Annotated in this window: 7 protein-coding genes; 1 reads left to right on the top strand and 6 read right to left on the bottom strand. The window is 65.6% G+C overall.

What is annotated here, in order from left to right; genetic code table 11:
- Positions 1-7: 7 nt before the first annotated feature.
- Genes ACVIYL_RS31925 through ACVIYL_RS31905 form a run of 5 tightly spaced genes read right to left on the bottom strand, consistent with a single transcriptional unit; the run spans position 8 to position 9,948 of the window.
- Positions 8-733, bottom strand: a complete 726-nt coding sequence (locus ACVIYL_RS31925) for a tRNA-uridine aminocarboxypropyltransferase (protein ID WP_456780497.1) — start codon at positions 731-733, stop codon at positions 8-10.
- A gap of 35 nt (positions 734-768) precedes the next feature.
- Positions 769-3,873, bottom strand: a complete 3,105-nt coding sequence (locus tag ACVIYL_RS31920; protein WP_456780496.1) for an efflux RND transporter permease subunit — start codon at positions 3,871-3,873, stop codon at positions 769-771.
- Positions 3,870-6,998 (bottom strand): efflux RND transporter permease subunit, encoded by a 3,129-nt coding sequence (locus ACVIYL_RS31915; RefSeq protein ID WP_456780495.1) that lies wholly within the window; start codon positions 6,996-6,998, stop codon positions 3,870-3,872. Before ACVIYL_RS31915 ends, ACVIYL_RS31920 begins: the two co-directional genes overlap by 4 nt.
- A gap of 48 nt (positions 6,999-7,046) precedes the next feature.
- Positions 7,047-8,492, bottom strand: a complete 1,446-nt coding sequence (locus ACVIYL_RS31910; RefSeq protein WP_456780494.1) for an efflux RND transporter periplasmic adaptor subunit — start codon at positions 8,490-8,492, stop codon at positions 7,047-7,049.
- Positions 8,482-9,948, bottom strand: a complete 1,467-nt coding sequence (locus ACVIYL_RS31905; protein ID WP_456781909.1) for an efflux transporter outer membrane subunit — start codon at positions 9,946-9,948, stop codon at positions 8,482-8,484. Before ACVIYL_RS31905 ends, ACVIYL_RS31910 begins: the two co-directional genes overlap by 11 nt.
- 616 nt (positions 9,949-10,564) lie before the next feature.
- On the opposite strand from ACVIYL_RS31905, the gene ACVIYL_RS31900 reads away from it, so the two are divergent.
- Positions 10,565-11,599, top strand: a complete 1,035-nt coding sequence (locus tag ACVIYL_RS31900) for a cysteine synthase A (RefSeq protein WP_456780493.1) — start codon at positions 10,565-10,567, stop codon at positions 11,597-11,599.
- 142 nt (positions 11,600-11,741) lie between these two features.
- Here the strand turns inward: ACVIYL_RS31900 and ACVIYL_RS31895 are convergent, their stop codons facing one another.
- Entirely contained in the window at positions 11,742-12,482 is a 741-nt protein-coding gene (locus tag ACVIYL_RS31895) for an amino acid ABC transporter ATP-binding protein (protein WP_028331915.1), read from the bottom strand.
- Between the last annotated feature and the right edge of the window lie 6 nt (positions 12,483-12,488).

Below are 12,488 nucleotides of genomic sequence, written 5' to 3'. Positions count from 1 at the left end.
CCAGGCTCTAGCGCCGGCGCCTCCGGAAATCCCGCTTCTTCGGTTTTGGCGCCAATTCCGGCAATTTGGCCTGCACTTCGCGGAACCTCGCCAGCATCCGCTCGAAACTACCGGTTAGCGTTGCGGCGATGTCCGGCCGCTTCTGCAGCCCCGCCAGCAGGATCGCGGCCGCCTCGATGGTGGACAGGCCGTCGCGGCGCGGTTCCCGCCGCAGTCTGCCGTAGAGCGAGGGCCGTTTCGGCCCGAGAATCACCCGCTGGCACTTCAGCATCCAGGCATTGCGCCACCACAGCGCCTTGGCCTGGCTCCAGGTGCCGTCGAGCAGCACGATGCCCTCGATGTCGGCCAGGATGGCGCGCTGATGCGGCTCCAGTTCGCCCTTGCGGTTGATCGCGACGATCTCGGCATCGGTCTCGAGTTCCTCGACCTTGGCGGAGCCGAGATAGAGCACCGCCCAGCGCGACGGATCGGGCACCGGCCGGCCGAGCGCCTTGGCAAGGCTCGGCCAGGACAGTCCGATCCGGACCACGGCGTTCTCGAAATGCCGCGCCAGCAGTCGCGCGGTGCCCAGCGCCCTGTCCTGCTCCTGCGGATGGATCAGGATCAGGAGCTGGATGCGGCTCTCGATCGGCGTGACGCTGTCGCAGATGCACAGCGGCAACGGCTTGCCGCAATGCGCGCACTCCTCGATCTCGGCGACAATATCGGTTTTTGCTTCGGTCGGTTCGGACATCGCTCCGCTATACGCTTGCAATCGTGCAATTCAAACTATTCCGCGGGTGCGTGCACGCCTGACGGCTCGCGGCGCTGGCGCAGCCGGTCGATCAAGAGATAGATCACCGGTGTCGTGTAGAGCGTCAGGATCTGCGACACGAACAGGCCGCCGATGATGGTGATGCCGAGCGGCCGGCGCAGCTCGGTGCCCGGGCCGGTCGCAATGACCAGCGGAATGCCGGCGAACAGCGCGGCCATCGTCGTCATCAGGATCGGTCGGAAGCGCGCGCGGCAGGCCTCGAAGATCGCGTCCCGCGACGACAGGCCCTGATGCCGCTCGGCCTCGAGCGCGAAGTCGACCATCATGATGCCGTTCTTCTTGACGATGCCGATCAGCAGGATGATGCCGACGAAGGCGATCACCGTCAGCGGCGTGTTGGTCACCTGCAAGGCGAGCAAGGCGCCGAGGCCGGCCGACGGCAGCGTCGAGATGATCGTGATCGGATGCGCCAGGCTCTCATAGAGCACGCCGAGCACGATATACATCGCGACCAGCGCGCCGAGGATCAGCAGCGGCTGCCGCCCGCTGGTCTTGTTGAAATCGCCGGCATTGCCGTCGAAGCTGCCACGAATGCCCTCGGGCATGTGCAGCTCGTTGACCGCCTGCTGGATGTTCGTCGTCGCGACCTCCAGCGGCACGTCCGGCAGGAGGTTGAACGACACCGTGGTCGAGGGGAAGCCGCCGGAGTGATAGACCGCGAGCGCCGACAATCCACGCTGGTAGTGCACCAGCGCCGACAGCGGCACCTGCACGTCGTTGGCGCCGGCAACGTAGATGCGCTCGAGGTTCGACGGATCGCTCTGGAATTTCGGATCGATCTCGAGCACCACGACGTACTGGTTGCGCTGGGTGTAGATGTACGAGATCTGCCGCTGCGAGAAGGCGTTGTTGAGCGCGTTGTCGATGTCCTGCACGCGGACACCGAGGCTGGAGGCGGTCTTGCGGTCGATCACGAGGTTGAGCTGCAGGCCGCCGGGATCGCGGTCGGAGGAGACGTCCGTGATGCCCTCCACCGTCTCCATGCGCTTGGCCACGATCGGCGCCCATTTCTGCAACAGCTCGAGATCGGTCGAGGCGAGCGTGTACTGGTAGTCGGAATCGCTCTGCCGGCCGCCGGTGCGGATGTCCTGGGCGGCGAACATGAACAGGCGGATGCCCGGCACCATGAACAGGTTGCGGCGCAGCCGGTCGATCACCTGCGCGGTCGACAGGCCTCCCCGCTCCTCCGGCGGCTTCAGGCTGATGTACATGATGCCGCGGTTGGAGGTGGCGCCGCCCGGGCCGCCGCCGGAGCCGACCGACGAGCCGATGCCGGCGACCGCGGGGTCGGCCATCACGATGTCGGCGAGCCGCTGCTGCAGCTGAAGCATCGCCTGGAACGAGATATCCGCCGACGCCCGCGTCGAGCCGATCACGAAGCCGCTGTCGTCGGTCGGAAAATAACCCTTCGGCGTCTTGATGTAGAGCGTCACCGTCAGCGCGACGGTGGCGAAGAACACCACCAGGGTCAGGAAGGGATAGCCGAGCACGATCCGCAGCGTCGCTGCGTAGAACGCCACGACACGGGACAGCGTGCCCTCGATGACGCGATCGTACCAGGTGGCATGATCCGAGGTCGCCTCCCTGATGTAATGCGCGCAGATCATCGGCGTGATGGTCAGCGACACCACGGTCGAGACCGCGATCGCAAACACCAGCGTCAGCGAGAATTCGCGCAGCAGCCGCCCGACGATGCCATCCATGAAGATCAGCGGCGTGAAGGCCGCGATCAGCGACAGCGAGATCGACAACACCGTGAAGCCGATCTGCTTGGCGCCTTCGACGGCAGCCGGATATGGCGCCATGCCCTGCTCGAGATTGCGGTACATGTTCTCGATCATCACGATGGCGTCGTCGACCACGAAGCCGACGGAGATCGCCAGCGCCATCAGCGACAGATTGTCGATCGAGAAGCCGGCGAGCCACATTCCGGCGCAGGTACCGGCCAGCGCCAGCGGCACCGAGACGCCGGCGGCGATCGTCGGCACCACCCGGCGCAGGAACACGAACACCACGATCATCACAAGCACGGCGGTCGCCAGCAGCGTGAACTGCATGTCCTCGACGCTGGCGCGGATCGTTCCGGTGCGATCGACCAGGGTGGAGATCTCGACGCCCGCCGGAATCCATTTCCTCAGTTCCGGCAGCATCCTGCGAACGCCGTCGACGGTGTCGATGACATTGGCGTCGCCCTGCTTGGTGATCTGGATCAGCACCGCCGGCTGCCTGTTGAACCAGGCGATCGAGCGCGAGTTGCGCACGGAATCCTCGACCTCGGCGACGTCGGCGAGGCGGACGTAATTGCCGTTCGAGCTCTTGATGACAATGTCGCGGAATTCGGCCGCGGTGCGCATCTGCTTGTTGATCGAGAGCGTCTCGCTGAGCCGGCCGCCATTGAAGATGCCGACCGGTCCCAGCGGGTTGGCATTGATGATCGCGAGCCGGACGTCGTCGGTCGCGATTCCGGCATTCGCCAGCGACACCGGATTGAGCGCGATGCGCACCGCCGGCTGGTCGGCGCCGCTCACGGTCACCTCGCCCACTCCCGGCACCTGCGAGATGCGCTGCGCCAGCACCGTGTCGGCGACATCGTACATCGCGCTGGTCGAGATCGTCTTCGAGGTCAGCGCCAGCACAAATACCGGCGACGCGGCCGGGTTGGCCTTGCGGAACCTGGGCAGCGACGGCAGGTCGCTCGGCAGATCTGCGAGCGAGGCGTTGATCGCGGCCTGCACGTCGCGCGCGGCGCGATCGATGTTGCGGCCGATCGAGAACTGCACCTGGATGCTGGTGGTGCCGAGCGAGCTCGTCGAGGTGATCTGGTCAACGCCCGAAATGGTGCCGAGCTTGCGCTCCAACGGTGCGGCGACGGTCGCGGCCATTACGGAGGGATCGGCCCCTGGCCTGGACGCCGACACCCGAATGGTCGGGAAATCGACATTCGGAACCGACGACACCGGCAGGAACTGGTAGGCGACGATCCCGACCAGGAACAGCCCGATCGCAAGCAGTGTGGTGCCCACCGGCCTGCGGATGAAGGGCTCGGAGATCGAGATCACTGCATGCCCTCGGTGGCGCCCGCGATCGGCGGGCCGCTGGGACCCGGCTCCGGCACGGCCCGCTCGATCCGGCGGTTGAGGCGGTCGAGCGCCAGATAGATCACCGGCGTGGTGTAGAGCGTCAGCAGCTGGCTCAGCAGCAGGCCGCCGATGATCGAGATGCCGAGCGGGAAGCGCAGTTCGGCGCCGGTGCCGCTTTCGATCGCGAGCGGCAGCGCGCCGAACAACGCCGCCAGCGTCGTCATCATGATCGGGCGGAAGCGCAGCAGGCAGGCCTGCACGATGGCGTCATAGGACGACATGCCCTGGTGACGCTCGGCCTCCAGCGCGAAGTCGATCATCATGATCGCGTTCTTCTTGACGATGCCCATCAACAGGATGATGCCGATCAGGCCGATCACCGAGAGATCCTGCCCGCACAGCATCAAGGCGAGGATCGCGCCGACGCCGGCGGAGGGCAGCGTCGAGAGGATGGTGATCGGATGGATATAGCTCTCATAGAGCACGCCGAGCACGATGTAGATCGTGATGATCGCCGCCAGGATCAGCCAGGGCTGGCCGGCGAGCGAGCGCGAGAATTCGGCGGCGTCGCCGGAATAGATCCCGACGATGCTGCCGGGCATTCCGATCCTGCTCTCGATCGCCTTCACGGCCGCGACCGCGTCGCCCAGCGCCTCGCCCGGCGCCAGGTTGAAGCTGAGCGAGACTGACGGGAATTGCGCCTGGTGCGAGATCGCGAGCGGCGCCGTTGTCCGGACCAGCGTCGCCACCGCCGACAGCGGCACCTGCGCGCCGTTGGCTCCGGGCAGATAGAGCTTGTCGAGGATCGACGGGTCGCGCTGATACATCGGCAGCGCTTCGAGCACGACGCGGTACTGGTTGGCCTGGCCGTAGATCGTCGAGATCTGCCGCTGTGCGAAGGCGTCGTTCAGCGTATCGGTGACGCCCTGCAGACTGACACCGAGCTGGCCGGCACGCTGGCGGTTGACGTCGAGCGCCGCGCGCAGGCCCCCCTCCTGCGCCTCCGAGGAGACATCGCGGAAGATCGGGTCCCGCCGCATCTCGGCGACGAGCTTTTGCGCCCATTGCGAGACCTCGGCGGCGTCGGTCGCGGTCAGCGTGTACTGGTATTGCGAGCGGCTCGACTGGGTCGAGATCTGCACATCCTGCACCGGCTGGAAGTAGACCGTCATCCCGGGCACCGTCGCGATCTTCTCCTTCAGCCGCTCGATCACCTTGACGACGCCCTCGCGCCGCTGGTCGAGCGGCTTCAGCGTCATCACCAGCCGGCCGACATTGGTGGTCGGATTGACCGAACCCGAACCGATCACCGAGACAACGCCAACCACATCAGGATCGGCCTTGATGATGTTTGAGACCGCGCTCTGCCGCCGCTGCATCTCGGCGAACGAGACGTCGGGCCCGGCCTCGGTCACCGCCGTGATCGATGAAGTGTCCTGCAGCGGCAGAAAACCCTTCGGTGCCAGCACATACATGATCAGCGTCAACGCGATGGTCGCGAACGTTACCAGCAGCGTCGCGCGCTGGCGCCGCAACACCCAGAGCAGCGTCCGATGGTAGAACTCCACCATGCGGTCGATGAAACGGCTGACCGCGGCGAGGCCCGGGACCGCCATCTCCTCATGGATGTTCTTGAGCAGCCGCGAGCACATCATCGGCGTCAGCGTCAGTGAGACGATCGCCGAGGTTACGACCGCGATCGTCAAAGTGAGCGCGAATTCGCGGAACATGCGGCCAACCAGGCCGGACATGAACAGCAGCGGGATGAACACGGCGATCAGCGACACCGTCAGCGAGATCACGGTGAAGCCGATCTCGCTGGCCCCCTTCAGCGAGGCCTCCATCACAGTCTCGCCGCCTTCCATGTGGCGGACGATGTTCTCGATCATGACGATGGCGTCGTCGACCACAAACCCGGTTCCGATGGTCAGCGCCATCAGCGATAGATTGTCGAGGCTGAAGCCCGCGAAATACATGATGCCGAAGCTCGTGATCAGCGACAGCGGCAGCGCAACGCCGGCGATCAGGGTCGCGCGCAGCGACCGCAGGAACAGGAGCACCACCAGCGTCACAAGCACGACGCTCAGGATCAGCGTGAACTGCACGTCGCGCACCGAGGCGCGGATCGTCACGGTACGGTCGGAGACGATGGTCAGCTTGACGCCGGCCGGGACCGCGCGCTGCAGCCGCGGGATTTCGCCGCGGATCTGCTTGACGACGTCGATGACATTGGCGCCCGGCTGGCGCTGGATGTCGATGATGACGGCCGGCGTGCCCTGGTACCAGCCGCCGGTGCGGTCGTTCTCCAGCCCATCGACGATCTGGGCGACGTCGCCGATCGTGACCGGCGAGCCGTTGCGATAGGCGATGATGATCGGCCGGTAGGCGTCGGCGGCGGCGATCTGGTCGTTGGCGGCGATGGTGTAGGATTGCTGGGCGCCGTCGAGCGAACCCTTCGGCCCCGACACGTTGGCGCCGGCGATCGCGTTACGCAAATCCTCCATCGCGATGCCGTAGGCCGCAAGCCGGGCCAGATCGGCCTGCACGCGCACCGCCGGCTTCAATCCGCCGAGGATCGAGACCCGGCCGACGCCGGAAATCTGGCTCAGCCGTTGACCCAGGATGGTGTCGGCGAGATCGCTCATCGCCCGCAGCGAGATCGTCTCCGAGGTCAGCGCCAGCGTCATCACCGGCGCGTCGGCCGGGTTCACCTTGGCGTAGACAGGCGGATACGGCAGCGTCTTCGGCAAAATGCCGGCGGCAGCGTTGATCGCGGCCTGCACATCCTGCGTGGCGCCGTCGATGTCGCGGTTGAGGTCGAACTGCAGCGAGATCTGGCTGACGCCAAACGAACTCGTCGAGTTCATCGACGACAGCGACGGGATTTGCCCGAGCTGCCGCTCCAGCGGCGCCGTGATCAGCGAGGCCACCACGTCGGGGCTGGCGCCCGGCAGTTGCGTCGTCACCTGCACGGTCGGGAAGTCGACCTGCGGCAGCGCCGAGACCGGCAGCGCCCAATAGCCGAGCGCACCGCCGATCATCAGGGCGATGCCGAGCAGCGAGGTGGCGATCGGCCGGCGGATGAACGGTTCGGAGACGCTCATGGCTGCGTGCTCGCTGTAAGATCGGCCATTACGAAGTCAGGATGCCGGTCATGGCTGCGCCTTCGGCGCGCCGCCCGACTGTTCGCCCCCTGCTGCCGGCGCGGGCGCCGGTCCGGTCTGCCCCTTCTGATCGCCTTCGCTATGCTCGTGCCGGCCGCGATGCTCACCGTCCTTGCCCTGCCAGTCTTTCTTACCGTCCTTGCCTTGACCTTCGCCTTGCGCCCCGCGCTTGCCGTCAGGGTTGCGGCTGCGCTTGCGTGGCGCGAGATCGGCGGCCGGCGGCCCGTCGTCCTTGCCGACCACGACCTTCGCGCCATCGGCGAGATTGGCAAAGCCGGTCGTCACGACGCGGTCCGACGTGGTCAGGCCGCTGGCGATCACGGCCTCATGCTCGTTCTGCTGCGTGACCGTGACCGGCTTGGCGGTGACGATATCGCCCTCACCGATCACGTAGCTGAAGGTGCCGGCGGGACCGCGCTGCACCGCGGAGGTCGGCACCACGATGGCCTGCGGCAAGGTCTCGACCTTGAGGCGGACATTGACGAACTGGCCGGGCCAGAGCTGGTAGCTGGCATTCGGCAATTCGGCCTTCAGCTTCAGCGTGCCGGTGGTCGGATCGACCTGGTTGTCGATGCCGGTCAGCTTGCCGGTATCGATCACGGTGACGCCGTCATTGCCGAACACGTCGACCGCGAGCTGGCCCTTCGCCGCCGCGGCGTTGACCCGCATGATCTGCTGCTGCGGCAGGCTGAACCATACTGCGATCGGCTGCAGCTGGGTCAAGATCACGAGCCCGGTTGTATCCGAGGCGTGGATGATGTTGCCCTGGTCGACCTGGCGCAGGCCCGCGCGCCCCGCGATCGGCGCGACGATCTTGGTGTAGCCGAGCGTGGTGCGCGCATTGTCGATCTGGGCCTGGTCGGCCTTGATGATGGCCTCCTGCTGCGCGACCAGCGCACGCTGCGTATCGGCCTGCTGCTTGGAGCCCGCGTTGGTGGCAGCGAGCTGCTCATAGCGGGCTAGGTCTATCTTCTGATTGGCGAGCAGCGCTTCGTCCTTGGCCTTCGTGGCCACCGCCTGGTCGTATTGCGCCTGATAGATCGCCGGATCGATCTCGCCCAGAACGTCGTCCTTCTTGACGTCCTGGCCCTCGACGAAATTCACCTTGAGCAGCTTGCCGTCGACCTGCGAGCGCACGGTCACGGTATTCAGCGCCCTCACCGAACCGACGCCGTCGAGATAAACCGGCACGTCATGCACCTGCGGCGTGGCCGCCAGCACCGGCACCGGCAGATCGGGCCGCCCGCCCGCGCCGCGCCCGCCGCCGCCATTTTGCTTGGGCTGGAAGGCGAGCCAGCCGAGATAGCCGAGCCCGCCGAGGATCACGAGCGTGATGAGCAAGGACACCATGCGCCCCAGCACGCGCGAGAGAAGGCTCCGCTTGCGCGGCGCCGTGCGTTTCTCGTCGTCCGTCGAGTCGGGCTTAAAGAGCATCGACCGGTCTTTCCATCTTCGGTTCCCAGCCGCCCCCTAATGCTTGATATAGGCTCACGATCGCCAATAGCCGGGCCAGTTGGGCCTGCGAATAGGCATCTTCCGCCTGGAACAGGGTCAGCTGCGTGTTTAGCACAGTTACGATATCGGCGGTGCCGGCCTTGAGCTGCTGCTCGGCGAGGTCGAAGGCGCGCCGCGACGACGACAGCACGTCGCGCTGCAGCTGCAGCCGGCGCGTGGTCTCGCGGATCGCGACCAGCGCATTGTCGACGTCGGTGAACGACTGCACCACCGTCTTGCGGTAGGTCTGCAGCAACTCGTCCTGCTTGGCCTTGGTGTATTCGAAATTGCCGAGGATCCGGCCGCCGTCGAAGATCGGCTGGGTCATGCTGCCGACCAGGTTGAAGAAGGCGGCATGCGGCTGGAACAGCGAGACCAGCGCCTGGCTCTGGTAGCCGCCCGTCCCGGTCAGCTGGATGCTCGGGAAGAACTGCGCCCGCGCGCTGCCGACATTGGCGGTGGCGGATGCTAGCTGCGCCTCCTGCCGGCGGATGTCGGGACGCTGGGTCAGCAATTCGGACGGCAGGCCCGGCGTGACGCGCGGGATCGCAACGGCGTTGAGCGAGCCGCCGGAGACGCGCACGCTTTCCGGCGGCCGCGACACCAGCACCGCGAGCGCATTGATGCTCTGATCGAGCGTCTGCCGCAGCGGCGGCACCAGCGCGCGCTGGTTGGCGAGCACAGTCTCCTGCTGCGCGACGTCGAGATCGGAGCCGGTGCCGGCCTTGAAGCGCTCCTTGATCGCATTGAGGATGCGCTCGGCGCTGGCGATGTTGCGCTGCGCGGTGCGAAGCCGGTCCTGCGTCGCCAGCACGGTGAAGTAAGCATTGGCGACGCTCGCCAGCGTGGTCAGCGCCACCACCTCGCGATCGAACCGGTTGGCAACGGCGGTCTCCTCCGCCGCCTGCGCGGCGTCGCGGTTCTGGCCCCAGAAGTCGAGCTGATAGCTGGCGCTCAGCGAGGCGTTGTAGTTCACCACCTCGCGCCCGCCATTGGTGAGGCCGCTGGCGCTGGAGCCGGAGGTGCGCGAGTAGGTTTCCGATCCGTTGAGATTGAGGGTCGGCAGCAGCGCCGCGCCGGCCTGCCGCGCCAGCGCGTCGGCCTGGCGGAAGCGCGCAACCGCAGCTGCGATGTCGAGGTTGACGGTCTGCGCCTCTTCCATCAGCTGCGTCAGCTCCTTGGAGCGGAAGCCCCGCCACCAATCGAGCGTCGGAAGCGCGTCGCCCGGGCGGCCGAGACGCGCGGCCTTGTAGCCCTGCGGCACGTCGAGCGCAGGATCCGGGATGTCCTGGGTCAGAATGCAGCCGGCGCAGCCGGCGGCCAGGCCGAGCGCAACAAGCGAGCGTCCCGCGAGCCGGCGCGCGCGGACGGCGAGGCCGAACCGGCCTCCAGGCATCATCACGGACACCGGCTGGGTCACACCCGTTCTCCGCCGAAGCCAGACTTCGCCTGTGGCGCACGAATGACGCGTTCAGCGATGGTCTGGGTGACGTTCACGGGGGTATGCTTCCAATGGAACCTGCCTGTCCCATCCTACCCTTGGGACAATGGGGCGGACAGCCCCGTCACGATTGCGTGGCGTCGCATCGCAAGCGATTCGTAGCTACCTTGAATGCCGACTTTCCCTATTTTTTACGGCATTTCCGCGCATTTCGGACCGGTGCCGGAAGTCACGATTCTTACAAAGATTTCATGGGGATTTCTCGGCTCCTGTTGCATTGAATCCGCAAGATGTGCCGGCGCGGCGCCAGACTCGCGCCACCGCGCACCGCGCCGTCAGGTCTTGATTGGCCGAGAGCGCGCAACTCACGCGAAAGCGCGGACCACAGGATGATTCTGCTGGCCGACCCGACCGCCGCAAAACGGCGTTCTCCCCGAGCTCGTGGCCTCCGCGCGTGCGACGTCAAGCGCGTTGGCCCCGCCTTTTGCCGCAGTGCAAAAGCCCTTCCCTTTTTCGATCAGCACACTAGGTTCGCCAAGCAAGACCCAGACCGGCAAAGAAATTCCCCGACATGATATTCAACAAAGACGTCATCGATGCGATCGGCAACACCCCGCTCATCAAGCTGAAACGCGCGTCCGAACTGACCGGCTGCACCATTCTCGGCAAGGCCGAATTCATGAACCCGGGCCAGTCGGTGAAGGATCGTGCCGGCAAATGGATGATCCTGGAGGCCGAGAGGCGCGGCACGCTGAAGCCCGGCGGCCTCGTGGTCGAGTCGACCGCGGGCAATACCGGGATCGGGCTTGCTGTCGTGGCGAGTGCGCGCGGCTACCGCACCCTGATCGTCATTCCGGAGACGCAGAGCCAGGAAAAGAAGGACATGCTGCGGCTGTGCGGCGCCGAACTGGTCGAGGCGCCGGCGCTGCCCTTCGCCAATCCGAACAATTATCAGCATCTCGGCAGGCGGCTCGCCGAGCAACTACGCAAGACCGAACCGAACGGCGTGCTGTTCGCCGATCAGTGGAACAATCTCGACAATCCCAAGGCACATTACGACTCGACCGGACCGGAAATCTGGCAGCAGACCGACGGCAAGGTCGACGGCTTCATCTGCTCGGTCGGCACCGGCGGCACGCTTGCCGGCATCAGCCGCTACCTAAAGGAAAAGAACCCGGCCATCGTCACCGCCTGCGCCGACCCGCACGGCTTCGGGATGTACGAACTGTTCAAGAATGGACAGGTCAAATCGACGCCGGGCGATTCGATCACGGAAGGCATCGGGCTCGGACGCGTCACGCCGGTGGTCGAGACGGCGAAAGTCGACACCGCGTTCCTGATCTCCGACGAGGAAGCCGTGACCATCATCTATGAGCTTTTGGAGCACGAAGGCCTGTGCCTCGGCGGCTCGACCGGCGTCAACATCGCAGGCGCGATCCAGCTCGCCAAGCAGCTCGGCCCCGGCAAGACGATCGTCACCATCCTCTGCGACTCCGGCAACCGCTATCAGTCCAAGCTGTTCAACCCGGCCTTCATGCGCTCGAAGAACCTGCCGGTCCCGGAATGGTTGGAAAAGCGCAGCAAGATCGAGCTGCCGCTGGTCTAGGGAGCGAATGGCGTCCCGCATTGCGAGGAGCTATTGCGACGAAGCAATCCATGCTTCCGATGCGGAAGATTGGATTGCTTCGCGGAGCCTGTCATCCGGCGGCGCTTTGCGCCGACCGGGTGGCTCGCAATGACGGCAGAAATCACCGCAGAATCTGGCTCAGGAACAGCTTCGACCGCGCGTGCTGCGGGTTGGCGAAGAATTCCTGCGGCGTGTTCGATTCGATGATCTGGCCCGCGTCCATGAAGACGACGCGGTTGGCGACCTCGCGGGCAAAGCCCATTTCATGGGTGACGACCAGCATGGTCATGCCCTCCTTGGCAAGATCGACCATGGTGTCGAGCACTTCCTTGACCATCTCCGGGTCGAGCGCCGAGGTCGGCTCGTCGAACAGCATCACTTTCGGGTTCATGGTCAGCGCGCGAGCGATCGCAACGCGCTGCTGCTGACCGCCCGACATCTGGCCGGGAAACTTGTTGGCCTGATGCGGGATCTTGACCCGCTCGAGGAACTTCATCGCGGTGGCCTCGGCATCCTTCTTCGGGATGTTGCGCACCCAGATCGGCGCCAGAGTGCAGTTGTCGAGCACGGTGAGATGCGGGAACAGGTTGAAGCTCTGGAAAACCATGCCGACCTCGCGGCGGACTTCGTCGACACGGCGAAGGTTCGGGCCGAGGTCGATGCCGTCGACCACGATCTCGCCCTCCTGGAATTCCTCCAGCGCGTTGATGCAGCGGATCAGGGTCGACTTGCCCGAACCGGATGGGCCGCAGATCACGATGCGCTCGCCCTTGCCGACCTCCAGGTTGATGTCGCGCAGCACGTGGAAGTCGCCGTACCATTTGTTGAGAGCGGAAATGTTGACGATCGGGGTTGTGGACATGATGAC

It is taken from the genome of Bradyrhizobium sp. USDA 3315, assembly GCF_054056795.1.
Note: the sequence above shows the minus strand (reverse complement) of the source record. Positions and strands in the feature narration are given on the sequence as shown.